The sequence below is a fragment of the Rathayibacter sp. PhB152 genome, from assembly GCF_003751395.1.
Taxonomy (GTDB): Bacteria; Actinomycetota; Actinomycetes; order Actinomycetales; family Microbacteriaceae; genus Rathayibacter; species Rathayibacter festucae.
The window spans coordinates 79,657-106,167 of sequence record NZ_RJUT01000009.1 but is presented as its reverse complement, the minus strand read 5'-3'; the positions used below and the strand labels follow the sequence as shown (position 1 = coordinate 106,167).

Sequence of the window (26,511 nt, the reverse complement as noted above, 5' to 3'; positions counted from 1 at the left end):
GCGTCTTGAGCCTCTAGACGCTACTTTACGGTTTTTCTATCTGACCTTTGCTTAGCAGAGGCCTTCGGTAAATTTTGATCAGGATTCTTCTCTTCGATATCGAACGTCAATGATCCACGCTCAAGAACGGGAAGGAGTAGTGGCTCATTGAAGACCTTCGAGGTAATCGAGCTGATTGCTTCTCGAAGGTAAGGGAACAGCGCCATAATGGCGACTTCGTTCCCGAATGTGAAGAGAACCTCAGTTGTAGGCTCTTCTCCCTCATAAGTGTAGGAAATTGCGACCGCGGCCCGTACGCTACCAGATTCATTTTCGACACTTCCAATCATCCGGAACCCAAATCCTTCATCACTGATTCGATGTTGGAGATTGATGTCGACGTCCGCAGTCTCAGACGCTTCTGCAAACGCCGTCGCCCTCCGGGCTGACAGTTCGTCAATATCGACGCTCGCAAGAGATGATCTTGCGATCAGATTGCGGACCTGATCGAGGACTGCTTCGTCGGTCACGAAACAAGCTCGCGGTCGCGGACCGGCGAAGCGACCCATCCCTCAACAACTCTAAAAATCGCCGTTGGACGAGAGGCGGGAACTGAACGAGGCGATCGCGAGTCTGCCGGCGACCAGGACGTGCGGTCCGCCAGCCTGAGGGACTGACCTCTGTCTGGCTCCACTCGATGTTCGATGATGGCTCCGACGGCGTTGGCGTAACGCTGGAGGGTAGACAGTTTCGGATCGGCGTCGTACCGCTCGAGCTTGTTCACCGCTTGCTGGCTCACTCCCATGCGCTCAGCGACCTCGCGTTGGCGGAGGCCCGTGTCGTGGCGGAGGCGGACGAGTGCGGCGCGCATCTCCCGATCCTCGCGGGCGAGCACCTTCGCCCGGGCTCGTACCTGACGAAACGTGGCATCGCTGGCGCTGAACATGCACCGTATCTAAGCACAACAACTCTAAGGTTGTTAGGCCCCCAGTGGATACCCTCGAACCGTGCTAGGCCGCGCCCCATGTCGAGCTGCGGCCACCCTCGTATCGCTCCGCGGCGTGCTCGATCTGAGCCTCTTGGTCGGCTGCGGTCGACTTGATGTGTCGGTGTAGGGCGACGAGAGACGAGGGGAGTTCTGGTGGTTCCCCGTGGTAAAAGCGAAGTTTCTTCGACAACGAGGTATGTCGCAACTCGAAGACTTCTGGGTCACGCCGGATTGGTTTAATGGGCGTCCGCTCGTCGCCGGTGTCGTAAAGATCGCCAGCGGCCGCGGCCTCGAGAAGGTCGTCTACCCGGCCAAGCTCGTGAGCACGCGACCAGGGCGTCAGGCTCGAAAGCCACTGCTCGAGGTCCCTCATGCTTGGATGCGCGTCGTCGACGTGGTCCAGCCATGTCATCGGAGGATCGACCGGCAGGCAGCAGCGCGAGTCGCTTCCTCGCCTGCCTCCTCGTCGCATCTGTGGATCGTAGCGCGACCCTCCGACATGGACTTGAGGTCTGGGGTTGACACCGCATTTACAGAGGGCGCCTGGTCGAGCTTGCGCGCCAACTCGAGAGTTCAACTTCTCCGATAATCGAGATTATGTCAGTTTGCCCGTAGGGCCTGCGCGCGACGGGCTCCGAGGTGTGGGTTGCACACGAGCCTCGGAACCCGCCGGAGTCCCGCCGGCTAGGCGCCGGGTGCGAGGCCGAGCTGCGTGAGGATGCCGAGCTCGTCGCTGCTTCCCCAGCGCTCGGCGAGCTTGCCGTCGACGAAGGTGCTGATCTGCATCCCGCGGATCTTCACGGACTTGCCCGTCGGCGCGTGGCCCTGGAACACACCGGTCTGCGTGCCGGTCAGCGTGTAGGCGAACGCGACGCTGTCGTCGTCCGCGACGAGCTTCTCGACCTCGAGCGCCATGTCGGGGAACGCGGTCCGCAGGTCGCCGAAGAACGCGGCGTATCCCTCCGGGCCGGGTGCCTGGCCGGGCGCTGGGTCGTGATCGACCGAGTCGGGCGCGACGAGTGCGTCGAACGCGGCGAAGTCGCCGGCGTTGACCGCCTCACCGAAGGCCTGCTGGGCGGCGATGTTCTGCTCGCGAGTCATGTGCTGTCACCTGTTCTGCACCGGTCCGGTGCCTCGAGGAGTGGTGCGGGTCGTCAGCGACGGTACCCAGGCCCGTCGAGGGCGGGGTAGGGCTTGCGCGCTCCCCCGGGCGCGCCCATCGCCGCTCCTCATCGAGAGTGTTTCAGTTCACTGACATGCAGTCCTTGGGGTCGCATGCTTCGCGCCGGCCGTGCTTGGCCGACCCATCCCTGGGCTGAGGGCAGGCCCAGCTCGGCGAACTGCTCGTGCAGCACCATCACCGACGCCGTCGCCGTCGCCGCGATCGACGGGGACCCGAGACCTGCAGGGTTTCCGAGCACGGCGGCTCGCGATGTGCTCAGTTCACGGAGGGACGTGAATTGGTGAGTGGAACGGCCCTCGTGAGGACTCGGGCCGTTCCTTTCTCGCGGGTGTCCCGCGCGCTGACGACGCAGGCTTCCGTCAGCGCTGCGGGAAGATGTGAACCTTCCGCGCGGACTCCGAGCTGGCGGCCGCGAGCGCTTCCGCGTACTCGGCCAGGCCGAAGGTGTGGGTGACCATGCGCTCGGCGAGCTCGGGGAGGGACGTGATGTCCTCGACCGCCGCCGGGTAGGAGGTCGCGAGGGACTGCGATCCGATGATCTTCAGTTCTCGATCGAAGAGGTCGTAGGGGAAGAGGTCGATGGAGGCGGTCGGGCTGACGACGCCCATCTGCAGGAGCGTGCCCCGCTCGGCGAGGCGCACGAGAGCATCCGAGACGGCGGTGGGATGTCCGCTGGCTTCGATGACGAGGTCGATGTCGCACTCGGTCGCCCGCTCGCCCGGCGCGAAGACGGCATCGACGCCGAACTCCAGGGCGGCCTGGCGCCGGACCGGGCTGGGCTCGACGACATCGATGGTGGACGCTCCGCGGGCGCGGACGAGGGCGGCGGCGAGCAGGCCGATCGAGCCGGCGCCGTAGATGAGGACGCGCTGTCCGGAGACGGAGTCGACCCGGTCTAGGGCGTGCAGGACGCAGGCGAGGGGCTCGATCAGGGCGCCGGTGGTCCAGTCGATGCCCTCGGGAAGGGCGAAGACGACTCCGACGGGGACGCTGACGAGTTCGGCGACGGCGCCGTTGGAGGTGACGCCGATGGGAACGAGGTTGCGGCACAGGTTGGTGGCACCGGCGACGCACTGGTCGCAGTGGCCGCAGGCGACGTTCGGGTCGACGCAGACGCGATCGCCGACGGAGAAGCCGTCGACGTCGGGTCCGACCTGGACGATGGTCCCCGCGAACTCGTGTCCCGGAACGACCGGGAACGTGCCGGTCGGATAGTCGCCGGAGGCGAGGTGGATGTCGGTTCCGCAGATACCGACGACCTCGGGGGCGATGACGACCTCACCGGAGCCGGCTACCGGGTCGGGCAGCTCCGTGACGTCGATCGAGCCCTTGCCGTCGAGAACCACTGCGCGCATGTGAATACCTTTCATCGGTCGTGGCTGAAGAGAATCCTCGGCCCTGAGGACTCGCCGCGCCGCCCGGATCAGGCGAGTGGTGAGTGCCAGAGGCGACTCTACTTCTTCTTGTACGTACTGTCCAGACGCACCGGATCACGAGACCTGATGCGCGAGGCGGAGGGGTCGAGCGCCCCCTCCGCCGGATCTACTTGACCGCGCCGAAGAGGAGGCCGCGGACGAGGGACTTCTGGGCGATCCATCCGGCGATGACGACGGGGATGCTGACGAGGGTCGCGACTGCGGCGACGTGGGCGGTGTAGAGCTCTCCGAAACTCAAGAACTTCTGCAGGAACAGCGGAAGGGTCGAGTTCGAGTTCGTGAGGTTCAGGGCGAAGAAGTACTCGTTCCACGAGAACACGGCGCACAGGAGCGCGGTGGAGACGATGCCGGGTCGGCAGAGCGGCAGGATGATCGAGCGCAGCGCCCTCCAGCGGGAGGCGCCGTCGACGGCGGCGGCCTCCATGATCTCGCCGGGGAGCTCCTGCATGAAGGACCGGATCATCCAGATGCCCAGCGGGAGGTTCATCCCGAGGTGCATCACGATGAGCAGTCCGAGTGTGTTGAGGACGCCCAGCGCCGTCGCGACGACGTAGACGGGGATGATCGCTGCCGCGATGGGCATCATCTTGGTGGAGATGAAGAAGAAGAGGACGTCCTGCGACTTCTCCACGGGGCGCACGGAGAGCGCGTAGGCGGCGGGGACCGCGAGGACGATGACGAGCAGTGTGGAGACGCCGACGACGACGAGGGAGTTGATCGCGTAGGGCCAGAATCCCGCTTCGAAGACGCCCGCGTAGTTCTCCATCGTCGGGGTGAAGATCAGCTTGGGAGCCGCGGCGGCCGCGTCGGGCTCCGTCTGGAAGCTCTTCAGCACCATGTAGGCGATGGGGAGGAAGAGGATCAGGCTGCCGATCCAGCCGCCGAGTCCGATGAGCGCGCTCGCGATGCGCTTGGACGGTGTGCGGTGCACGCGGATCGCGCTGCGGGGCCGGGGCTTCCGCTCGGTCTCGGTGACGGTGCTGGGCGGGGTGATCAGGGTGGCGGTCATCGTCGCCCCTCCTTCTGGAAGATGCCGGACAGCAGGCGCAGTGCGGGCAGGATGAGCGCGATGGTGAGGACGAGCGTGACGACGCCGAAGGCGGACGCCGCTCCGAAGTCGAAGGAGTTGAACCCCTTCAGATAGATGTAGTACGTGATGTTGGTGGTCGCGTAGGCGGGGCCGCCGGCGGTCAGCAGTGCGATCTCGCCGAACGTCTGGATGAGGTTCATGGCCAGCAGGAGCGCGGTGAGCTCGATGTAGGGCCGCAGGTGCGGGACGAGGATCGCCGAGAACTGGCGCAGGGGTCCTGCGCCGTCCACTCGGGCCGCCTCGAGCTGCTCCTGAGGCGCGGACTGGAGTCCGGCGATGAGGATCAGCAGCGCGAAGGGTGTGAAGCGCCAGGTGAGCAGGATGATCAGCGCGGCGAGCGGGTACTCGCTGAGCCAGGAGATCGGGGGGAGGCCGAGGCTGCGGGAGATCCAGCCGAACAGGCCGAAGCCGGGGTCGAACATCGCGGAGCGCCAGAAGAGGGTGACGGCCACGGGCATGACGAAGAAAGGCGTGATGGCGAGGGTGCGGGCCAGGCCGCGGCCGGGGAAGGAGTGGTTGAGCAGGAGGGCCAGGAGCAGGCCGAAGACGATGCAGGCGATCGTGGAGATGCCGGTCATCAGGGTGGTGTTGCCGATCGACTTCCAGAAGATCTCGTCCTTGAAGGTGGAGAGGAAGTTGGCGCCGGCATTGAAGGTGGCGGGGCGGCCGCCGAGCAGGTTCCAGTCCTGGAAGCTGTAGATCAGGGTCATCACGAAGGGGATCTGGGTGATGACGAGGGTGAAGATCAGCGCCGGCAGCAGCGGTCCGCGCAGATTCCAGCGCTCGCGTCGGGAGACGGTGGGCGGACGGACGACGGGCGGGGCGGGAGAGATCGTGGTGGAGGCCATGAGGGTCCGATCAGGAGGGCCCCGCCCGCGGGTCCGGTGAGAGGACCCGCGGGCGGAGCAGGGGTGTGCTACTTGAGGTAGCCGGCGGAGGTCACGGCTTCGGTGGCGTAGTCCTGGCTCTTCTGCAGGGCTTCGTCGACCGTCTGGGAGCCGCTGATCGCACCGGCGACCTGCTGCGAGACGAAGTCGCCGATGTCCACGAACTCGGGGATCTGCACGTACTGCACTCCCGTGTACGGAACCGGGTCGACCGTGGGCTGGTTGGGGTTGGCAGCCTCGATGGAGGCGAGAGTGAGGTCCGCGTAGCGCGAGGCGGCCTCGGTGTACTCGGGGATCTCGTACGTCGAGGTGCGGGATCCGGGCGGGATCGAGTCCCAGCCGGCTTTCTCTCCCGCGAGCTCGATGTAGTCCTCGCTGGTCACCCAGGAGATGAACTTCCAGGCCGCGTCGGGGTTCTTGCTGCTCGAGGTGACGCCGAGGCCCCAGGACCAGAGCCAGCCGGAGGCGAGACCGGAGGGTCCGGTGGGTGCCATCGCGAAGCCGATGTTCGGCTCGACCTCGGGCGTGGCCTGGTCGAGGACGGACCCTGCGAAGACGGTGTCGTCGTACCACATGGCGGTGGTGCCCTGGCTCATCTGCTGCAGGCAGCCTTCCCAGCCGTCCTTGGCGGCGTCGGGCTGGCCGTGCTCACGGAGCAGGTCGACGTAGAACTGCACAGCTTCCTTGGTCTCGGGAGAAGTGAGCTGGGGCTCCCAGTCCTCGTTGAACCAGCTGCCGCCGTAGGTGTTGATCACGGTGGTGAGCGAGGCGAGGTTCTGGCCCCAGCCCGCGAGCCCGCGCAGGCAGATGCCGGAGACACCGGCCGCGTCGTCGTCCATCGCGGCCGCCGCAGCGGCGACCTCGTCCCACGTGGGCTTCTCGGGAATGGTGACGCCGGCCTTCTCGGCGAGGTCCTTGCGGTAGAACAGGAAGGAGGACGAGCCGTAGAACGGTGCGGCGTACAGGGTGCCGTCGTCGGAGACGATGTCCTTGATCGGCGCGGTGAGGTCGGCCTCGTTCCACGCCGCGTCCTCGCTCGCGTAGTCGTCGAGCGGAACGATCCAGCCGTTCTGAGCCCAGATGGGGACCTCGTAGGAGCCGATCATGGCGACGTCGAACTGCCCGGCCTTCGTGGCCACGTCCTTGGTGACAGTGGGGCGGAGGTCGTTCTCGGGCAGCGTGGTGAACTTCACCGTGATGCCCGGGTTCTTCTCCTCGAAATCGCTGATGAGCGACTCCGCGGTCTTCATCTGCGGGTTGGCGGCCAGGGCGACGTTGATCGTCACGTCACCGTCGGCGCTGGTGCCCGCGTTGTCGGTGGAGCAGGCGGCGAGTCCTCCGGCGAGGAGGGAGCCGGCGGCGGCGATTCCGAGGAATCGGAACGCTGCCCTCCGGTGCTGTGGTCGGGTGTGCATCATTGAACCTTCCAGATGAGCGACGGTGCTTCAGGAGTTGGTACGTACAGGACGTACTGGCCGAACGGATCGAATCATACGGTCAGTACATTCACAGCGTCAACAGTCCGACGCCATCTGTTCCGCGAGGGACGCGGAAACAGCTCCCGCGCCTCCTCGTGCAGACAGGAAAAGCTTTTTGTATGGCATGTTGAGACTGTCCGTGCGTTACTGTCCGAGGACCGCGTTCAGCGGGCCGTCGACGCCGATTGGAGAACGTGATGGCGCAGATCATCGAGCGCGCATCGCCGGTGCCCTACTACGAGCAGCTGTTCAGCATCCTGAAACGACGCATCACCGCTGGTGAGATCCCGACCGACGAGCGCTTGCCGAGCGAGCTCGAGCTGGGCCGGGAGTTCGGGCTGTCGCGCGCGACCGTCCGCCAGACCCTGACGAAGCTGGAGAACGAGGGCTTCGCGCGGAGGGTCGCGCGGAGAGGGGTCTTCGCGGCCGCGCCGGAGAAGACCTCGGGGTGGACCGTGCAGGACACTCAGGGATTCCTCGATTCGCAGCTGCGTCACGGCCGCACGGGGATCACGACCGAGGTGGTGGACGCACGCTTCCTGGTCCCGCCGGAGCACGCCGCCGAGGCGCTGCAGATCGACGCCGGCACTCCGGTCTTCGCGCTCGAGCGGGTGCGCTCTCTGGACGGCACTCTCGCGATGTTCAGCACGAACTGGTTCCCGGACGAGGTGGCCCGGACGATCTCGAACGCGGACGACGTCCTCGACGGCACCGGCTCCGTCGACAGCACTCTGCGCCGGGCGGGGTTCACGACCAGCGGCGCGCACCGGGTCATCCGTTCGATGAGGGCCCCGCAGCACGTGGCCTCGCATCTGCGGATCGGCGCCGACGACCCCGTGCTGCGCGTCCGCTCCTGGTCCTGGGATCAGAACGAGTTCCGGTTCGACTACTACGAGACCTGGGTCCTCACCGACGTCGTCCCGCTCGAGGTGATGGTCTCCGCGAGCTGACGAGCAGGCCGCGGACCGGTCAGAACCGGACGGCCGACCCGCCGAAGACGATCGACGGATTCGGGGTCCATCCCCGCGCGTGCGCACCCAGTAGAGCCGCGGCGACGGCGGTGACCTCCGGCTCGTAGACCGGTGTCGTGCTGTACCCGTTGACGTCGGTCTTGATCCTCACCCAGCCCGGAGAGTGGACCCACCCTCCGGCGAGTCGGACCTCCGTCGGCTCGGAGGCGTCCTTGCGGACGGCGTCGACGGCGTCCCGCCCAGCGAGGGCGAGGGCACCGAGCACGGCCGAAGCGCGAGCGCGTGGGTCGCGAGGAGCGTCGAGCGAATAGGACGGCCGCCCTCCCCCTCGTCGTCCAGGAACGAAGTACCCCGAGTCCAGGACGGCGAGCGGGCGGAGCTCGTCGGTGAGGATCGCGTGGATCTGAGCGGCGACCGCGGGATCCTGAGAGGCCCACGCGACGTTCCGGGCGAGCTCCTCGACCCGGAGGAGCGTCGTGCCGGTCGAGCGGATCCCCGGCGCGACGTCGACGTAGTCGTGGCGCTTCGCGCCCTTCCGGGGCGACTGGATCACGACGACCTCCGCCGTCCCCATCGAGTCGAGCACGGCACCGGGGGCGATCTGATCCACGCCCCATCCTCCGATAGGGTGATCGTGGCCGCCGGCGACCACGATCGCATCGCGAGCGAGCGCCCCGGAGTCGCGCAGCAGCGGGGACCGCAGATCCCCGACGACGTCGCCGGTGCGGACGACGACCGGCAGCAGATCCGCTGATCCGAGTGTCAGATCGACTCGATCGCTCGCCCAGGTCCGGTCCCGTGAGCGCCACGCCGCAGTCCGGGAGGCCAGGGTGTCGCTGAGGTACGGTCGACCGCTCCAGACGACGCCGGCGTAATCGGCGAGGGCGATCCAGTGCGCGGCGTCGCCGCCCGACGGTTGTGCCCGCGCCCATCTCCATCCGACGAGCGTTCGGACGGGGTCGGTCTCGGCATCGAACGTGTCATCGGCGTGAAGACGCGGTCGCAGCGAGCGGAAGACGCTCTGCCGGCGAGGGTCGAACCAGGCCAGCGCCTCGGTCAGGGGAGCCAGTGCCGAGTCGACGAGGACACCGTCCTCCCCCACTCCCGCGGCACAGATCGCGTGCACCTCGAGCGTCTCCGCGCAGAGGGCGACGATCATCTGCTCGATCGACCGGAAGAGGGCCGCGGCATCGATGGACGGCGTCCGGGCACCGCGCGGAGTGGGACGGCTCGCGCGTGCCACGACATGACCGTCCGCGTCCATCGCGACGATCTTGATGTTGGTGCTGCCGATGTCGACACCGCAGGCCACGGCTGTCCGCCCCGTGCTGCGCACAGGCGCCACCTCCCCTTCTCCTGTCCCCATTCTTCCCGCTCCCTGCTCGGAGCGCGCGACAGGGCCTCCGCGGCGAGGGCCCGGAACCGGCGCGCTCGTTCCAGGCGTCATGCCGGTCGTCGCGGCGACGAGAGCGGGGACGTCACCGCGGCACGCCTCCGGTCAGGCTGGCGGCGGGAGCGGTGTCGTCGTAGCCGAGGGCGGCTTTCGCGGCGTTGTGCTGCTCGACGATCCGCGGATGCAGAACGGAGGGAGCGAGCTCCGCCGAGACGGCAGCCCAGGTCGGGAAGGAGCCGGACAGCGCTGCGACGGCCTGCATCGCGGCGCCCTTGGTGACGTACTCGTCGAGGTCCGGCACGACGACGGGAACGTCGACCATCTGGGTGAGGATCTGCTGCACGGCCGGGCTCTGTGCGGCGCCTCCGATGAGCAGGAGGCGCTGGGGCCGGATGCCGCAGTCGCGCAGGGCGTCGAGCATCTCGACCTGGCTGGCGAGTGTCCCCTCGATGACCGCTCGAGCGAAGTTGGGCCGGGTGAGATTGGTCAGTGAGGCTTGATGCAGAGACCCTCGAGCGTGAGGGAGGTCCGGTGTGCGCTCGCCTTCGAAGTACGGCAGGAGAGTGAGCCCTCCCGCGCCGGGTTCCGCTTCCAGAGCGAGATCGGAGAGCTCGGTGTACGTGCAGCCCAGCAGTCCTCCTGCGAGTTCGAAGTTCCTGGCGGCGTTGAGCGTGGCGACGAGCGGGAGGTGCTCGCCGGTCGCGTCGGCGTAGTTGCAGACGTAGCCGGCGTAGTCGTGGACGGGCACGGCGGAGCGGGTGTAGACGACGCCGGAGGTGCCCAGGGAGAGGACGGCGTCGCCGTCGTCCAGTCCGAGAGCGAGGGCGGCGGCAGCGTTGTCGCCGCTGCCGACGCCGATGGGCAGTCCGGCGGGGATGCCGGGAATGCCGGGACCGGTGACGCCGGCGGTGGCGAGGGGGTGCAGGACCTCGGGCAGCAGCGCGGTCTTCCCGAACGCGTGCTCGAAGAGCCCCATGTCGTACTCGTTCGTGGCTCCGGACCAGTACGCCGTCCCGCTCGCTTCGGAGCGGTCGGTGACCAGCGCATCGAGCCCGCCGGTTCCGGCGCCGAAGCCGCGGAGACGCCAGGTCAGCCAGTCGTGCACGATCGCCACGGCCGCGGTGCGGCGAACGGCGTCGGGATCCGTGTCTCGCAGCCACCGCAGCTTGACGACGGTGTCGGAGAGCGTGATCGGCAGGCCGGTGCGCCGGATCCACTCGTCTCGGCCGACTTCGGCGTTGAGGGTGACCATCTGGGCGTGCGAGCCGGTGTCGTTCCACAGCGGTGAGTCGCAGACGACCGCTCCGGTCGAGTCCAGGAAGACCGGGGTGTGCTGCTGGCCGCTGACCGAGATCGCGAGGACGTCGTCCAGCCCTCCTGCGCGACGCACCGCGGTCAGAAGCGCGGTCCACCAGGCGTCGGGGTGGACGAGGGTCTGCGGCGGATGAGAGGCCTTCCCCTCACGCACGCGCATCCCGGTCGCGAGATCGCGCACCGTGACCTTGCAGGCCTGCGTGGAGGAGTCAATTCCCGCGATCAGCATCGTCGCCTCGCTTCTGGGTCGTCGAACGGAGTGCACGGCGCGCAAGCGTGCGCGGGCTCATGCGGGGGTTCCCTTGAGGTGCTCCCACTGGGGGGCGGTCCGCTCGCACCACTGGGCGAGCAGGTCGTGCCGAGGCGAGTCGGGGAGCACGTCCCGGGGGTCGCAGTCCTCCCACCGGGCGGTGGTCCCGGAGGCCAGCGCCTGGGCGCCGAGGGAGACGACCTCGGGGAACTGCGAGACGCTGAGGGTCGTGTCGAGCAGGTCGGCCTTGAGCTGGAGCCAGAGCGGGTTGCGGCCGGCCGGGCCGATGACCTTGATGCGCTCGGGTCGCAGCGGGAAGAGGGAGAGGACGTCCTGGAACTGCCGGACCATCCCGAGGAAGCAGCCGAGGACGAGTTCGTCGCGAGTCGTATCGGTGCGGAGGCCGGCGATGATCCCGCGCGCGGCCGCGTCCTTGGTGGGCGGGGGGCTCCCCCGGAACCGAGGGAGGACGAGGGGGATCCTGTCGAGGTCCACGTCGCCGGCGAGGTAGCGGCGGTGGGCGGCGTCGATGCCTGCCGTCAGGTCGGCGGCGTCGATCGCGAGCATCGACTGCAGCGTCGCGAACGCGGAGCCTCCCGTGGGGATGGAGGCGAAGAGGGTGTACTCGGCACCCGTGCAGGAGATGCCGTTGGCGAGCTTGGCGAGCGCAGCCGCGTCGTCGAGATCGGGGACGCTCCGGTGGAAGAGCAGTCCTTCGGTGGTGCCGGTGGAGTTCAGCAGCTCGTTCTCGCGCAGGTCGGCCCCGATCGCCCCGACCATGTGGTCGTGGCCGGCGACGTGCACGACGACGCTCTCCGCGAGATCGAGGTCCCGAGCGGCGCGAGCGGTCAGGGGCGAGCCGTGGGCAGCGGTGCGCAGTTCCGGGAACACGTCCACGTCGAGGTTCAGCAGCGCCGCGATCTCCGGCGACCACGTCTTCTCCGTCAGGTCGAGGGCCATGGTGCGGCTGGCGAGCGAGTACTCCGACCAGCGCTGCCCGGTCAGAGTCGCGGCGAGGAATTCGGCGACGTTGAGCCAGTGAGCGGTCGAGGCGTTCTCGCCCGCCTCCTCCACCGCCCACGCGACCTTGGACAAGCCGTAGTTCGCGTTGACCGGCAGACCTGTCGCCCGGTAGACGAGGGTCCGGTCGGAATCGGTGAGCCTGCTGAGGCGGTCGGCGCCGCGGTGGTCGTGCCAGAGGATCATCGGTGAGGCGAGGGAGCAGTCCGGGAGGACGAGCCCCCCGGACTCCCCCACCCCGGTGATCGCGATGCGGGCGACGCTCGCGCGGTCGGAGGGATCGAGTTCGCTGATGAAGGCGCAGACGATGCCCTTCAGGGCCTCGACGTCGTAGATCTCTCCCCACGTGTCCTTCGTCGTGGGTGTGCTGTGTCGCGCGGAGGCGATCAGCGCACTCGCGGCGTCGAACAGGCACAGCTTGACGCTCGTCGTTCCGACGTCGACCGTGATCGTGGGAAGCACTTCGGTACCTCGTTACGCGACGGAGGGGTTGAGGGTGCGGATGCGGCGCTCGACGACGTCCGAGATGGCGGTGACGGCGTTCGTGGATACCCGGATGAGGGAGGCTTCCCTGTTGTTGGCGTTGTACGCCTCGCCGAAGGTGCGGATCATCGCGTTGCGGAGGTCGCTGGCCACGTTGACCTTGACGACACCGAACTCGTGCAGCCGCGCGAGCTGCTCGTCGGGGAGGCCCGAGCCGCCGTGGATGACGAGGGGGACGCTGCTGGCGGCGCGGACCTGAGCAAGCAGGTCGAAGTCGATCTTCGCGTGGGGGACGTAGCCGTGCTGGTTGCCGACGGACACGGCGAGCATGTCGCAGCCGACGGCGTCGATGAAGTGCTTCACCTGGTCGGGGTCGGTCGTGCTCGCGTGCTCCGGTGCGACGTCGTCCTCCTTCCCGCCGATGCTGCCCAGCTCCGCCTCGAGAGCGATCTCGGGAGCGCACAGTGCGCGCGCCTCGGCGGAGACGGCGACGTTCTCCTCGTAGGGGTACTCGGAGTAGTCGATCATGACCGAGGTGAAGTCGGCGGCGAGAGCGCCCTCGACGGCGGAGAGCTCCTTGCCGTGGTCGAGGTGAAGCGCGACCGGGACGTCGGTCGTCGCGAGGCGGCGGCTGACCATGTCGTAGATGTACTCGTAGCCGGAGAGGGCGACGTTGGTCGGGGCGACCTGGATGAAGGTGGGAACGCCCACGCGCTCGATGGCGTCGACGATCCCCATCGTGGTCTCGATGTTGGTGGTGTTGAACGCACCGGCGACGAGGCCTCGGGAGGTGCATTCGTTGATGACGTCGATACCGCTGACGAGAGGCATGAAGGTGTCCTTTCACGATGTGGCGCCGGGTGCGGCGAAAGGTGGGATGCCGCCGTGACGGCGGTCCTGTGATCGGGCAGGAGCGAGTGCCGCCTGCCCCTGGTCCTGCTATCGACCGGCGGGAGGGGTGCTGGTCTCGGCGATGTCGTCGAGGGTCCTGCCCTCGGCGACGACGCGCTGCGCCTCCTCCGGGACTCGGAGCCAGCGGACGGACACTCCGGCGAGGACGTAGAGCGCCGCGAAGATGATGGTCACGCCGCCGGCACCCAGGGGTGCGAGGAACAGCGCGACGATCAGCGGTCCGATGAACGTGGCCGCTCCGGCGCCGAGGTTGAGCACCGCGATCGAGTTGCCCTTCTGGCCGGGGGCCATCAGCGACATCAGGACGGAGATCGGGGTGAACCCGGCGAGGGTGATCCCGAACAGTGCTGCGCACAGGGCGGAGACCCAGTACTGGTCACTGACGTACATGGGGAGGAAGTAGAAGGCGAGCACGCTCACGGCCGAGCCGATGCAGCCGAACCAGCGCAGCGTGCGGTGCCATCCGAGCCGGTCGCTGAGGACGCCGAAGAAGAGGTTCGCGAAGATGTTCGCCGCTCCGAGGATGAAGACGAGCTGCAGCCAGCCGGCAGTGCCGAAACCGAGGTCGACGGCGAAGACGGTGGGGAAGAACACGAACAGCCCGAACTGCGGGGCGGTGTTGACCACTCTGACCAGGCAGCCGAGGCCGACGCGGGGCTGAGTGAAGGCGATCGCGACGCTGTTCACGAGACTGCGACCCGTGCTCACGCCGGGGGCGGCGAGACGGCCGCCGCCGCGAGCCTTGCGCAGCCCCACGAGGGAGACGAGCCCACCGAGGACGACGAGGCCGAGCGAGATCCAGAAAGTCTCATAGGCGCCGAGAAGAGGAACGGTGCCGGAGGCGACGAGGGAGCCGAGGGTCGGCAGGCCGCCGGTGAACGCGAAGTAGAACCAGCCGACGGCCGAGCCGAGGCGGTGCGCGGGGCTGGCGCCGAGGACCCAGACGAGGAACCCGTAGGCGAAGAACGGATAGGCGATGCCGCGGAGTCCGTAGACGATCAGCATCAGCGTGAAGTTCTCCGACGGCAGCGCGACCGCGAGGAAGACGACCTGAAGACCGGCCCAGAGGACGAGGCCGATGATCATCACCCGCCGAGGTCCCCAGACGTCGGACAGGGCACCGGAGAGCCAGGATCCGAGAGTGACCATGAGGCCGTAGACGGTGATGATGACCGCGGCGTTGGTCTCGGATCCTGCGCCGTTGTCGGCGAGGTAGGGGGCGATGTAGCCCGACTCGACGCCGTCTCCGATCATGAACAGGAGCAGGCCGACGAATCCCCAGACCAGGGGCTTGGGCAGGCCGATCTTCTCGATGAACGAATGCGGCTCGGGTCCTTGAGCGCGGATGCTCGTCGTCGCTGACATACGAATCCTTTGGTCACGAATGCGTGGAAGGGGGAAGTGGACGCCTGCGCAGCAGAGCACCCGGCCGCGGGTGGTCCCGCCGGCGTCGTCACCGATGCGCTTGCCAGCAACATACGGTCTGTACGTACAGACAGTACCATGAGGACTGGTGATACAAAACGACGCGTTCGGATCGGCCGCCGCTCGTACCTCAGCCACCTCGAAAGGACCGACGACGTGACCTCCGACAGCGCCCCCGTCTACCAGCACCCCGACCGCAACCTGGGAATGGAGCTGGTGCGAGCGACCGAAGCAGCAGCGATCCGCTCGAGCCCCTGGATCGGCAAGGGCGACAAGAACGCTGCGGACGGCGCCGCCGTCGACGCGATGCGCGCGTTCCTCGGCACCGTCGACTTCTCCGGCCTCGTGGTGATCGGAGAGGGCGAGAAGGACGACGCGCCGATGCTCTTCAACGGCGAGATCGTCGGATCAGGATCAGGCCCCGCCTGCGACATCGCCGTGGACCCCATCGACGGAACGTCCCTGACCGCAGCCGGACGGCAGGACGCGCTCTCGATGATCGCGGTCGCCGACCGCGGATCGATGTTCGACCCGTCCGCCGTCTTCTACATGGACAAGCTCGTCACCGGCCCCGAAGGAGTGGGAGTCGTCGACATCCGCCGTCCCATCGGCGAGAACATCCGGGCGCTCGCTCGCGCCAAGCGCAAGCCCGTCGAGGAGATGCGCATCGCCGTGCTCGACAGGCCCCGCCACGCCCAGCTGATCGACGACATCCGTGCCGCCGGGGCGAGCACGCGCCTCCTCCTCGACGGAGACGTCGCCGGCGGCATCAACGCCGCCCGCCACGACTCCCGGATCGACATGTGCGTCGGCACCGGCGGCACTCCCGAGGGCATCATCACCGCCTGCGCGATCAAGGCGCTCGGCGGAGTGATCCAGGCCCTCCTCCTGCCCAAGGACGACGAGGAACGCCAGCGAGCCCTCGCCGCAGGACACGACCTCGGCCAGGTGCTCCACGCGAACGACCTCGTTCGCAGCGACAACACCTATTTCGTCGCGACGGGGGTCACTGACGGAGGCCTTCTCCGTGGCGTCCGCAGCAAGGGATCGCTGATCCAGACGGAGAGCATCATCCTCCGAGGCCGCTCCGGCACGGTGCGCCGAGTCAAGGCGGAGTACCGCGCCGAGACCTGGGTGTAGCTGCACGGCTCCGGCCCGCTGCGACCGCGACGTCCTTCGCAGCTGTATTACCTCGGCGCTGTGGAGGGTCATGCAGAGACCAATTCCTCCGCACTGTCAGTCACGTGCGAAGGACGACTCGCATCTGCTCGCGGATGTCGTCGCAGATCTCCTGGTTGGTGGAGTGCACGTGCATCGGCGATGCCAGGCTCACGAAGGCGGTGGCCGAGATGGTACGAGCGAGCAGCGCCGCATCTTCTGCTGTCAGTCGGCCGTCGCGCTGAAGGATGTCGGCGTAGGCGGTATCGACCCGCTGCATGAGTTCGAGCCCGACGCGGTGGTGTGGTTCTTCAGCGTCGCCGAAGACGATCTCGCGGAGGTAGGTACGACCGTTCTCGATTTGCCTACGGTTGCATTCGACGACGGGCTCGACGAGGGCCATGACGGCGTCGAGTGGACATGAAGCCGCTGCGGAGGCTCGAACGCCGACTTCGATCGCTTGGGCGTAGTGGGTGTTCTGTACCAGCAGCAGCAGCTCGGCTTTGTTGCGGGCGTAGAGGAAAAGGGTGCCGGTGCCGATGTCGGCCGCGTCGGCGATCTGCTGCGTTGTCACGTCGTCGACGCCGCGACGACTGAACAGCTCGTCGGCGGCCGCGGTGATGCGGTCGAGCTTCTGCTGTTTGTTGCGTTCGCGGCGGCCGGGAGCTGAGCTGGCGGGGGAGGTCATCAGGAGTCCATTCTACAGCGCTGACCCACCTCAGTCACTTGCGATCGCACTCGTAAATGAGTACGCTCATAAAAACTGAGGAGATGAACCCGATGAAGGCCTACACGATTACCCGGTACAAGGGTGAGGTCACAGAAACGGATGTTCCCGAGCCGATCCTGGGCGAGCACGATCTGCTGGTACGCGTACACGCTGCTGGCGTGAACCACCTCGACGTGAAGCTCGCTGAGGGTGAGTTCAAGGCGATGCTCCGCTATGAGCTGCCGTTGACTCTCGGCCACGACGTCGCCGGAGTGGTCGAATCCATCGGCCCGGCCGTCACCCAGTTCGCGGTCGGTGACGAGGTCTTCGCCCGTCCTACCGATTTTCGCATTGGAACCTTCGCTGAGCGCATCGCGATCGCCGATGCCGACGTAGCACTCAAGCCCGCGTCGCTGTCCATGGTCGACGCCGCATCGTTGCCGCTGGTCGCTCTCACCGCATGGCAGGCGCTGGTGGAAAGCGGTGACGTCACTGCGGGCAGTCGTGTGCTGATCCACGGCGGCGCAGGCGGCTTCGGTTCAATCGCCATCCAGCTCGCGAAGGGCCTTGGAGCGTACGTCGCCACGACTGCGAGCGGCTCGAACGCCGAGTGGCTCCGCGAGCTCGGTGCCGACGAGGTGATCGACTACCGCTCGCAGCGATTCGAGCAGGTCCTTCAGGGCTACGACCTCGTGGTCGACGGTATCGGAGGGGAGAACCTAGAGAAGTCGCTGCGGGTGCTGCGCCCGGGCGGGCGCGCGATCGGCATCGCCGGACCCCCAGACCCGGCGTTCGCTCGCGCGCTCGGCCTCAATCCAGGCCTTCGGCTTGCGATCGGGGGCCTCAGCGCGTCCATTCGTTGGCAGGCGCGGCGACTCGGCGTGAAGTACACCTTCCTGTTCATGCACGCCGACGGCCGCCAACTTGCCGAAATCGCGGCGCTGGTCGAGGCGGGAGTGCTGCATCCCGTTGTCGGCCGCGTGTTCCCCTTCGCGCAGACCCCCGCTGCGCTCACCGCCCTCGAGCGCGGGGGCCTGCGCGGCAAGATCGTCATCGCCATGGACGACTGATCAAACCAGTCACTTCCGCCCAGTCCGTCCCCACCTCGTCACATCCCATCCCTCGTCAAGGAGCAGTTCATGCACTCACTTCTCGGAGCCGTCGTTCTGGTGACCGGAGCCAACGGCGGGATCGGATCCGAGTTCGTTGCCGGCGCCCTCGCCCGCGGCGCCGCCAAGGTCTATGCCACCGCCCGCAACCCGCGCAAGTGGGACGACGACCGGGTCGTGCCGCTCGCGCTCGACGTCGCCGACCCGCGCTCTGTAGACGCGGCGGTTGCTGCTGCTCGCGATGTCACCGTGCTGATCAACAACGCCGGCATGCTGCCGCCGACGGCGAATCTTCTCGACCTCTCGGTCGATGACCTCCGGGCCACGATGGAGACCAACTTCTTCGCCCCCGTGCTGCTTACGAAAGCCTTCGTCCCGGTGCTGACCGGGAATCGAGAGTCGGTGCTGATCAACATGCACTCGGTCGCGAGCTGGTATGCCTTCGGCGGCGCCTACAGCGCTTCGAAGGCCGCGTTCTGGTCGGCGACGAACTCGTTGCGTCTGGAACTCGAACCAAAGGGCGCTCTCGTCGTCGGCGTGCATGTCGGCTATGTCGACACCGCCATGGCCGCCCACGCCAACGGCCCGAAGATGTTCCCCGCCGACCTCGTTGCCCAGGTGTTCGACGCTGTCGAAGCAGGCGAGTACGAGGTGATCGCGGACGAGATCACGGCCTCGGTCAAGGCCGCCCTGAGTGCCCCCGTCGAGGCCCTCTACCCCGAGTTGAAACGCTGAGCCTGAATCCCATAGCAACGGACAGCACCGTCAACAGGCAGCGACTCTTCTGCCTACCGAGAGCTCAGTCCGAGGAGCGGCCTCCTCGTGGTCTTCCTCGTGACGTTACAGGGACGCCTGTGAAGAATGACCCCCGCATATCGACCTGATCACCGAACGCTGGCACGTCATCGTCCTCGTCAACATCATTATGGGCGGCTTAACTCACCTCCTGGTCTTCACCCTGCCCATGCTGATCGCCGACGGCGATTACCACCGCATGGTGCCCTCAGTGCTGTTCACCGATTCGTGCAGACGGATCACCGACTCCGAGCCCGTCTGCTACCTGGACTCCGGGCACGGCAGTATCTTCCAGTCCTACGCGGAATCCTCAACTCGCGTCGTCCAATTCCTCGGCCGCTGAATATGGCGGCCCCGCACAAGCAGCGCGATGTCGTCCGCGATGCTCGGTGGTCGACAACTTCTGTCGCGGGTGAGCGCTTAATGTTCCTCACCAATCGAAGCTGCGAGCAATTACACTCCCGGGCGACTACGGATCTTTTTGCCACAGCTTCAGTACCTTTTCGCCCCCAGATGGCTTGGTGTACCACGCTGAGAGGGCCCTGCCCCGCGGAGGACGCAGAACCCCCTCTTACGTGTCTCAGTAGGACGAGTACGCCGTCACCTCGTCGATGCTCCACCAGTTGGTGGCAGCTCCCGTCTGGGTGATGCGGATGAACCGGGCCGTCGTCGGCGGAATCGAAATGGGGCGCTTGTAGCCGTAGCCCACGCCGCTTGTGGCCGTTCTCCAGTTCGTCCCGTCGGTCGATACCTCGATGGTGAAGCTGCGCGGGTAGTCGTCGGGTGACCCAGCGGCGGTTTCGAGGGTCACCATGGCGAGCCGCTTGGAGGATCCCATGTCGATCCGGTACCACTCCGCTCCGCTCTGCGAACGACCGCTGTACCAGGCCGAGCCGTTCAGGCCATCGATGCCTGCCGAGGGCGGCGTCCCGTTCGCGGATGTCGACGCTGTCGCCGTCCAGCCGCTGTGGCTGATGGCGACCGGCGAGAAGGTGGACAAGCCGCCGGCGTACTTCTTGACCGTCTGGACGAAGCCGGTGTTCTTCGTGAAGTGGTCGGTCGTGAATTGCTTGAGTTTCGCGATGAACGTCGCAGGATCGTCGCTGTTGATGACCGGGACGGGGGCCTGATTGTCGTAGTACATGCCCCAGTAGCCGAAGGCGTCTTTCGCCGCTCCTCGGACCTTGTAGGTCCAGTTCGACCAGGAGATGTTCGACGCGTTCATGCCGGCCATCCATTTCGCCCAGAGATCGTCGTTGTAGTACAGGGAGTACTCGCCGTTGAGCAGCGGGACTCCTGGATCGGCGAGGCGTGAGGGTGCAGCGGCGAGCTCGTTCTCGACCAGCCGGTTCTGCGCATTCCAGTCTCTCGGGCTGGACATGTCGTAGGGGTGGAGCTGGTACATCACGTTGGTCCAGCCGTAGGTTTCCGGGTCGGCGATGGAGTCCATGCCGAGGAAGGCCGCGAGCACGATCAGGTGGTCGGGGTCGACCGCGCGGACGGCGTCGTAGAGGCGGTCGAAGTAGTCGTTCTTCTTCTTGAGGTCGTCGGCGTCCTCGTACGCGTCGATCAGCGGCTCGTTGATGAGGTCGTAGCCGGCGACCGCGGGGTTGCCGCGGTAGCGGTTCGCGATGGCGGTCCAGATGTCCTCGACCCAGTCCTGGTAGGTCGCGTTGCCCCAGAAGCCGTTGGGTGCGGGGCCGATGCGTCCGCAGCTTCCCCAGGGGCATCCGCCGCCGGGGACGGTGTGCAGGTCCAGGAGGACGTACATCCCTCTCTCGGAGGCTTCCTGGGTGATCCAGTCGACCTTCTTCCAGGGGTCTGCCTTCCAGGTGCCGTCGAGGTTGAGGAAGGTGCTCCAGCCCATGGGGACGCGGATGAAGTTCAGACCGGTAGCGGCGATGGCGTCGAGGTCGCTCTCCGTGATCCAGGCATCCTGGTGGGCGTCGAGCACCTTCTGTGCGCCGGCGGTGCCAAAGCGCGAGGTCAGGGTGTTGTTCAGGGAGTAGTCGTCGCTGTAGAGGCCGGCGGTCAGTTCGCCGATCGACCACCACTGCAGGGCCGAACCGGTTTGCGTGAGGCGGAGGTAGCGGGTGGCCTGAGCGGGGAATCCGATCGTGGTCACCTTCACATCGCCGGCTCCCGTTGCGACGCTCTTCCAGTTGGCGCCGTCTCGCGAGAGCTCCAGCCGGTATCCACGCGCCCAGTCACCCTCGTCGGTGGTGTTCTTAGCCGTGTCGATCGAGAGGTTGTTCAGGGTCTGCAGGGATCCGAGGTCGATCCGGACGGACTGACCTGGCGCCTGCGCGACTCCTGTGCTCCATCGCGTGGCGGGATTCCCGTCGACTGCGTTCTTGATGTCACTGCCGACGGAGGAGGTCACGGACCAGCCGTTGCGGTCGAGGTTGCTGCCTGCGGCGATCGAGAGGTCGGCGATCGTCCACCACTGGGCGGCAGTCCCGTTCGAGGTGATCTTGAGGTAGCGGCCGTACTTCCATGCCTTGAAGTCGGCCTCCACGATGCGGTTGGTGCCGTACCCGCTGGCGATCGGGGTGAAGTTCACGTTGTCGTCGGAGGTGGCCATCTCCCACTGTCGAGGGAAGTCGTTCGAGGCTGCGGCGCCTGAGTCGAGGAAGACCCGGTCCATCTCCACTGTGCGGCCGAAGTCGACGGTGTAGCTCTGCCCCGGTGATTGAGGTGTCCCGCTCTGCCAGGTCGTCGCCAGATCGCCGTCGACACCTCGTGGAGCAGAGGAACTCGCAGAGCTGGCCGTCGCCGTGAACGGGCGATTCGCGAGAACCGCATCGAAGAAGAGATTCAGCTCTCCGACCGACCACACCGCTCCGTCGGAGGCCGTCTGCGTGAGCCGAAGATACCGCGCGTCCTGCTGAACGAACTTGACGGTGGTGCGCCCGCTCGTGCCGGGCTGTTCGGCGACGTTGCGCCACGTGGTCGCATCCGAGGACGTCTCGACCCTCAACGCGTGGGGATACTGGCTTGCTGAGCTCGAGTCGAGAGTCAGCCGGTTGAAGCGGGTGGGCGCGCCCAGATCAAGGAGAAGCCAGTCCGGGTTGCGCTTGCCCGAGGCGGTCGTCCATTCGGAGGACCCCGATCCGTCGATCGCCTCGGAGCCGCTTCCTGTGGAGGCGCTCACCGACCAACCTGTGCGATCGGTCGCGAACTCTCCGAGGGGGGACATCCAGTCCTCCTGGGTGAGCCATCCGCCGACGTTCGTGCCGCGCAGATTGATGGTGTCTCCGGCCCCGGAGCCGGTCTTCAGCACGTTCCCACTGGCTTTGATGAAGTCCGCCGAGGTGAGTGAGGCGGCGGACGCCGGCGACACTGCCGCCACCGAGCCCACGACCAGCGCGGCCGCAGCGAGCGCGGCGGGGAATAGATACTTCCTCATGATCCTCCTTGATCGGATGAGCACGTCGGAGGCTCTGTCTCGACATCCGTCGAACGGCACCCCCGCCGAACAGGTCCCACTCTTCTCGCCGAGGACCCGAGCGTCAACCAGTTCACACTAAAAGTGTAAATCAGTTGACGAGGAGATGCTCAGGTCCGTACGGTATGGCCTGCTACCCCAGCCGAGCGCCGTAAAACCCCGACGGTCCGCTCGCTCTCTCCCCGTCGCCAGCCCGCGACGCTCCCTCGGCGCGCCCGCACCCTGGCGGCGTCTTAATTCTGGTGGTCATTACAAGGAGGTAATACCCATGTTCCGTGCTCCCCGAAAGTCGGCGTTCGCCGCCGACTCCCCACCGCCCTCGCGGCGATCCCGCTCCCTCCGGGCATCCGCCCGTCGCTCCGCGCTCACCCGTGGTGCCGCCATCGTGGCCACCGCCGTCGTGCTGCTCTCCGGACAGTCGCTCCTCGCGGCCCCGGCGCAGGGCGCGACTCCCGTCGCCGTCGACCCGAACTGCCCGTGGACGGACCCGACTCGCTCCCCCGAGGACCGCGCCAACCTGCTCCTGGACGCATCGACGATCCAGCAGCAGTACCGGTGGCTCAACGAGGCCTCGGCGAACGACGTGGGCTTCACGGAGTTCAACACCGCCGGCGGTCTCGGGCAGCCGCCCGGACCCCCGGTCACCTACCCCGAGCACCCCGACTGCGTGCAGTTCAACGCCGACATCGACGGGCCCTGGGGCATTGCCTACGGCACTGGAACGACCGCGTTCCCCGTTCCCGTCTCGCAGGCTTCGAGCTGGGATCTCGGTCTCACCGCCGACAAGGGCGCCGTGATGGCCGACGAGGCCTGGAAGCAGCAGTACAACACGATCTTCGCGCCCGGCATCGACATCGTGCGCACCCCCTGGGGTGGCCGCAACGCCGAGTACCTGGGCGAGGACCCGCTGCTCGCCGGCTCCCTCGCCGCCGAATGGGTCACCTCCCTTCGCGAGAGCAACCCCGGTCAGCCCGTCGCCTCCGTGCTCAAGCACTTCGTCGGCAACCAGCAGGAACTCGACCGGGGAACCAGCTCGTCGAACATCGACGAGCGCACGCTGCACCAGCTCTACCTGCAGCCCTACGAGATCGCCTTCGACGCCGATCCCGCCGGTGTCATGTGTTCCTTCAATCAGCTCAACGGCGTCTACGCCTGCGAGGACCCGGAGCTGCTGACCACGATCCTGCGCGACCAGCTCGACTTCAAGGGCTTCGCCGTCACCGACAACGGAGCTCAGAAGTCGACCGTCGCCGCCCTCGACGCGGGCCTGGACCAGGAGCTCAGCCTGCCTAAGTACTTCGCTCCCCCCGCTCTCGACGCCGCGCTCGCCTCCGGTGAGATCACGGCGGAGCAGATCCGCACCGCGGCGTTCCGGGTGGTCCGCGCGAAGTTCGCCAGCGGAATCCAGGACTTCCAGCTTCCCGACTCCGGCCGGTACAGCGACGTCCGCACCGCCCGCTCCAGCGAGGTCGCACTCGAGATGGCGGAGAAGGGCTCCGTTCTCCTCAAGAACGACGACGAGTTCCTTCCGCTGAGCAACGAGCCGCAGACCATCGCCGTGATCGGCCCGACAGCCTCGAACGAGATCACTGCGGACCCGGCCTACGCGCAGGGCGGCGTGAGCGCTCGCACGACGTGCACGTCCCCGCTCTACGGGAACACCTTCGCCTCCACGGTCATCGACTGCCACCAGGTCGCTCCCCTCGACGCCATCAAGGCCCGGGCAGCCGAGAACGGCAGCACTGTCGTCTACAACAACGGCAGCGACCCGGCTGCCGCGGCAGCTGTGGCTGCGGACGCCGATGTCGTCATCGTCTTCGGCTTCAACGTCGCGGGCGAGTTCTTCGACCTCGACTCGCTGAACCTGTTCAAGGACGGCGACGCGCTCATCGAAGCCGTCTCCGCCGCGAACCCGAACACCGCCGTCGTGCTGCAGACCGCAGGACCGGTCCTCATGCCCTGGCTCGACAGCGTCCCGTCGGTCCTGGAGACCTGGTGGGCAGGAGACCGTGGCGGCGACGCCATCGCCGGTTTGCTCTTCGGCGACGTGAACCCCTCCGGCAAACTGCCCGTGACCTTCCCGAAGGCCCTCACCGACCTGCCCACCGGCACCGGCGACAACGCGCAGTACCCGGGAGTCTTCGCGGACGGCTCGACCACCCGCGCAGAAGGCTCGGACGAGATCCGTCAGGTCGACTACACCGAGGGTCTCGAAGTCGGCTACAAGTGGTACGACGAGCAGGGCATCGATCCCCTGTTCGAATTCGGTCACGGCCTGTCCTACACGGACTTCGCCTACTCGAACCTGAGCGCGAAGGCGGAGGTCGACAAGACCGCCGGCACCGCTCGCGCCACCGTCAGCTTCACCGTGAAGAACACGGGCGGCGTCGCCGGAGCGGAGATCCCGCAGGTCTACCTCACCTTCCCCGAGGCGGCCGACGAACCCGGCAAGCGCCTGATCGGCTTCGACCGTCTCGAGCTCGCCCCCGGCGAGCAGCGCACGGTGGAAGTGGTCGTGGACTCCGAGGCGAGCAACCACCCCCTCTCGATCTGGGACGTGGACACCGACTCGTGGACCACGGTCGACGGTGAGTACACCCTCTCCGTCGGATCGTCCTCCCGTGACCTGCCGCTGCAGAAGTCGATGAGCTTCACGGCTGCACCGCAGACCGCTCCGGTCGCCACTACGGCGCCCTCGATCTCCGGCGACCCCCAGGTCGGGAAGACCCTCACCGCGAACCCCGGCGAGTGGAACCAGAGTGGTCTGAGCTACTCCTACCAGTGGCTGCGAGACGGCACGGCGATCCCCGGTGCGATCAAGTCCACCTACCGTGTGCTCTTGGCCGATCAGGGCAAGTCCCTCACCGTCTCCGTGACGGCGACTCCTGCTTCAGGGCCCGCCGGCACAGCGACGAGCGCGGCAGTGTTCGTGAAGTCGGCCGCACTGGTCATCGGCGTGCCGAACAAGCTCACAGGGACGACCTCCACGTCCTTCACGCTCGCCGTGAGGGTCCAGCCGCTCGCGAAGAACGTCACCGCAGAAGGAACCGTCACCGTCAAGGTGGACGGCAAGACCTTCACCGGGACGCTCTCCAACGGAAAGGTCTCCATCCCGATCGGGAAGTTCAGCCCGGGCACGAAGAAGATCACCCTCTCCTACGGAGGAAGTGACACCGTCGCATCAGCGAAGGGCGTCTCGGTCATCGTCGTCAGACGCTAACCGGACGACGTAAGACCCGAAGGGGGTGGCGAGCCAGTGCTCACCACCCCCTTCACCCATCCCCCCGCCAATCCGCCGAACGGCCGGGGCGGAACTGCAACCCCTTCGACCCCGCTCGAGAGTGCGCGGCAGCGCCGAGGACCGATCAGGAAGAGGCGACGCGCGAGGACGTCCGTATCCGCAGTTCCGGTTCGAGCTGGAAGTGGCGCGCTTCACTGCGGCCGCCCTGGATCCGCTCGAGCAGCATCGTCATCGCCGCCCGACCTGCCTCGACGCCGAACTGATCCACCGTCGTCAAGGAGAAGAAGGGATGACTGGCGAGGTCGATGTCGTCGTAGCCGACGACGGAGATCGCTCGACGAGTTCCCGAAGCCTCCGCCACAGCGCGCAGCGCTCCCACTGCCAGAGTGTCGTTCCCGGCGACGATCGCGGTCGGAGGATCGGGCTTCTCGATGAGAATCTTCGCCGCTCGGTAGGCGTCCATCTCGAAGGCGTCGCAGTAGACGACGTCAGGCGACAGGCCGTCCTCGTGCATCCGATCCAGATAGGTCGTCAAGCGGATCGCGTGCGGCGCTCGAGCGCCCTCCTGATCGATCGCCGGCCGGACGGTCAGATGGGCGATTCTGGTGTGGGCGAGGGAGCGGAGGTGGTCCATCACCAGGCCGACCCCAGCAGCGTCGTTGTTCGTCACGGTGTCGTACGCGGCAGAGGCGTCGTGGCGTCCGATCAGAACGAGGGGAATGGTGCGGGCGAGGTTCTCGAGCCACTCGGGTGTCACCTCCGGCGAGATCGCGAGGATCCCGTCCACCTGCCGGTCCGCGAGGGCGTCGAGCACCGGTGCACCCCTGAGCTCTCCGATCCCCGGCGCCATGATCAGCTGGTACTGCGAGCCGGCGAGCGTGTCGCCGACGCCCTGCATCACCTGGTTGAAGAAGTCGTTGCCGAGCTGCGGAAGCTCGAAGCCGATCGTGAAGCTCGGACCGCGCATCGATCGGGCCGCGATCCGGGGACGGTATCCCAGACGGGCGATCGCCCCTTCGACCCGCTCGCGCATCGCGGGAGACACTCCGTAAGCGTTGCGGATCACCTTCGACACCGCACCCTTGGAGACGCCCGCTTCCGCCGCGACGTCGTCCATCGAGGGTCGGCGGAAGGAGCTTGCGCGCTCCTGCTGGTCGAGAGTCATCACCCACTCCTTCTCCGCCGACGTCGATGCCGGCGGATCAAGAGTACCGAGGACGTGAACTGGTTAACAGGTTCGCC

General features: G+C 67.0%; 22 protein-coding genes. 6 read left to right on the top strand and 16 right to left on the bottom strand.

What is annotated here, in order from left to right; translation table 11 throughout:
• Window positions 1-20: 20 nt before the first annotated feature.
• The 8 genes from EDF36_RS21015 to EDF36_RS18825 all read right to left on the bottom strand — a co-directional run bounded on the left by EDF36_RS21015 (window position 21) and on the right by EDF36_RS18825 (window position 6,978).
• Window positions 21-509: a hypothetical protein gene (locus EDF36_RS21015; RefSeq protein WP_148060097.1), complete on the bottom strand. Its 489-nt coding sequence runs from the start codon at window positions 507-509 to the stop codon at window positions 21-23.
• Entirely contained in the window at window positions 506-925 is a 420-nt protein-coding gene (locus EDF36_RS18855) for a helix-turn-helix domain-containing protein (protein WP_123734193.1), read from the bottom strand. The genes EDF36_RS21015 and EDF36_RS18855 overlap by 4 nt, the downstream gene beginning before the upstream one ends.
• 64 nt (window positions 926-989) lie before the next feature.
• On the bottom strand, window positions 990-1,379 hold the full coding sequence (locus tag EDF36_RS18850) for a hypothetical protein (protein WP_260300803.1): 390 nt from the start codon (window positions 1,377-1,379) through the stop codon (window positions 990-992).
• A gap of 272 nt (window positions 1,380-1,651) precedes the next feature.
• Window positions 1,652-2,068, bottom strand: a complete 417-nt coding sequence (locus EDF36_RS18845) for an ester cyclase (protein ID WP_123734191.1) — start codon at window positions 2,066-2,068, stop codon at window positions 1,652-1,654.
• A gap of 441 nt (window positions 2,069-2,509) precedes the next feature.
• Window positions 2,510-3,505 carry an alcohol dehydrogenase catalytic domain-containing protein gene (locus tag EDF36_RS18840; RefSeq protein WP_185020560.1) on the bottom strand — a complete coding sequence of 332 codons (996 nt, stop codon included), beginning with the start codon at window positions 3,503-3,505 and terminating at the stop codon, window positions 2,510-2,512.
• Window positions 3,506-3,692: 187 nt separating this feature from the next.
• Complete coding sequence (locus tag EDF36_RS18835) at window positions 3,693-4,595, bottom strand: carbohydrate ABC transporter permease (protein WP_123734189.1); 903 nt, start codon at window positions 4,593-4,595, stop codon at window positions 3,693-3,695.
• Window positions 4,592-5,524, bottom strand: coding sequence for a carbohydrate ABC transporter permease (locus tag EDF36_RS18830; RefSeq protein WP_123734188.1), 933 nt, complete (start codon window positions 5,522-5,524; stop codon window positions 4,592-4,594). The genes EDF36_RS18835 and EDF36_RS18830 overlap by 4 nt, the downstream gene beginning before the upstream one ends.
• Before the next feature lie 68 nt (window positions 5,525-5,592).
• Window positions 5,593-6,978, bottom strand: a complete 1,386-nt coding sequence (locus tag EDF36_RS18825) for a sugar ABC transporter substrate-binding protein (protein WP_123734232.1) — start codon at window positions 6,976-6,978, stop codon at window positions 5,593-5,595.
• Between the two features lie 260 nt (window positions 6,979-7,238).
• Here EDF36_RS18825 and EDF36_RS18820 point away from each other — a divergent pair, with 260 nt between their 5' ends.
• Window positions 7,239-7,991, top strand: coding sequence for a GntR family transcriptional regulator (locus EDF36_RS18820; protein WP_123734187.1), 753 nt, complete (start codon window positions 7,239-7,241; stop codon window positions 7,989-7,991).
• A gap of 19 nt (window positions 7,992-8,010) precedes the next feature.
• On the opposite strand, the gene EDF36_RS18815 is transcribed toward EDF36_RS18820, so the two are convergent.
• From EDF36_RS18815 to EDF36_RS18795, 5 genes are all read right to left on the bottom strand, one after another.
• Window positions 8,011-9,348: an L-fuculokinase gene (locus EDF36_RS18815; RefSeq protein ID WP_185020559.1), complete on the bottom strand. Its 1,338-nt coding sequence runs from the start codon at window positions 9,346-9,348 to the stop codon at window positions 8,011-8,013.
• 142 nt (window positions 9,349-9,490) lie between these two features.
• Window positions 9,491-10,948 (bottom strand): FGGY family carbohydrate kinase, encoded by a 1,458-nt coding sequence (locus tag EDF36_RS18810; protein WP_123734185.1) that lies wholly within the window; start codon window positions 10,946-10,948, stop codon window positions 9,491-9,493.
• Between the two features lie 57 nt (window positions 10,949-11,005).
• Window positions 11,006-12,451: an L-fuculokinase gene (locus tag EDF36_RS18805; RefSeq protein WP_123734184.1), complete on the bottom strand. Its 1,446-nt coding sequence runs from the start codon at window positions 12,449-12,451 to the stop codon at window positions 11,006-11,008.
• Between the two features lie 12 nt (window positions 12,452-12,463).
• The gene (locus EDF36_RS18800; protein ID WP_123734183.1) at window positions 12,464-13,303 is read right to left on the bottom strand and encodes a class II fructose-bisphosphate aldolase; all 840 of its coding nucleotides are present in this window, start codon (window positions 13,301-13,303) and stop codon (window positions 12,464-12,466) included.
• Window positions 13,304-13,411: 108 nt separating this feature from the next.
• A complete protein-coding gene (locus EDF36_RS18795) occupies window positions 13,412-14,749 on the bottom strand; it encodes an MFS transporter (protein WP_123734182.1) in 1,338 nt (445 codons plus the stop codon).
• 267 nt (window positions 14,750-15,016) lie between these two features.
• On the opposite strand from EDF36_RS18795, the gene glpX reads away from it, so the two are divergent.
• Window positions 15,017-15,949, top strand: a complete 933-nt coding sequence (glpX, locus tag EDF36_RS18790; RefSeq protein WP_397459919.1) for a class II fructose-bisphosphatase — start codon at window positions 15,017-15,019, stop codon at window positions 15,947-15,949.
• A gap of 100 nt (window positions 15,950-16,049) precedes the next feature.
• Here the strand turns inward: glpX and EDF36_RS18785 are convergent, their stop codons facing one another.
• Window positions 16,050-16,655: a TetR/AcrR family transcriptional regulator gene (locus tag EDF36_RS18785; protein WP_123734180.1), complete on the bottom strand. Its 606-nt coding sequence runs from the start codon at window positions 16,653-16,655 to the stop codon at window positions 16,050-16,052.
• A gap of 92 nt (window positions 16,656-16,747) precedes the next feature.
• Between EDF36_RS18785 and EDF36_RS18780 the strand changes: the two genes are divergently transcribed.
• The 3 genes from EDF36_RS18780 to EDF36_RS21450 all read left to right on the top strand — a co-directional run bounded on the left by EDF36_RS18780 (window position 16,748) and on the right by EDF36_RS21450 (window position 18,923).
• Entirely contained in the window at window positions 16,748-17,746 is a 999-nt protein-coding gene (locus EDF36_RS18780) for an NADP-dependent oxidoreductase (protein ID WP_123734179.1), read from the top strand.
• A 69-nt stretch (window positions 17,747-17,815) separates the two neighbouring features.
• Window positions 17,816-18,520 (top strand): SDR family oxidoreductase, encoded by a 705-nt coding sequence (locus EDF36_RS18775; protein WP_123734178.1) that lies wholly within the window; start codon window positions 17,816-17,818, stop codon window positions 18,518-18,520.
• A gap of 229 nt (window positions 18,521-18,749) precedes the next feature.
• Window positions 18,750-18,923 (top strand): hypothetical protein, encoded by a 174-nt coding sequence (locus EDF36_RS21450; RefSeq protein WP_185020558.1) that lies wholly within the window; start codon window positions 18,750-18,752, stop codon window positions 18,921-18,923.
• A 237-nt stretch (window positions 18,924-19,160) separates the two neighbouring features.
• Here the strand turns inward: EDF36_RS21450 and EDF36_RS18765 are convergent, their stop codons facing one another.
• Entirely contained in the window at window positions 19,161-21,989 is a 2,829-nt protein-coding gene (locus EDF36_RS18765) for a discoidin domain-containing protein (RefSeq protein ID WP_123734176.1), read from the bottom strand.
• 424 nt (window positions 21,990-22,413) lie between these two features.
• Here EDF36_RS18765 and EDF36_RS18760 point away from each other — a divergent pair, with 424 nt between their 5' ends.
• Window positions 22,414-25,248: a glycoside hydrolase family 3 C-terminal domain-containing protein gene (locus tag EDF36_RS18760; protein ID WP_185020557.1), complete on the top strand. Its 2,835-nt coding sequence runs from the start codon at window positions 22,414-22,416 to the stop codon at window positions 25,246-25,248.
• A 145-nt stretch (window positions 25,249-25,393) separates the two neighbouring features.
• Here the strand turns inward: EDF36_RS18760 and EDF36_RS18755 are convergent, their stop codons facing one another.
• Window positions 25,394-26,434, bottom strand: a complete 1,041-nt coding sequence (locus tag EDF36_RS18755) for a LacI family DNA-binding transcriptional regulator (RefSeq protein WP_123734174.1) — start codon at window positions 26,432-26,434, stop codon at window positions 25,394-25,396.
• Between the last annotated feature and the right edge of the window lie 77 nt (window positions 26,435-26,511).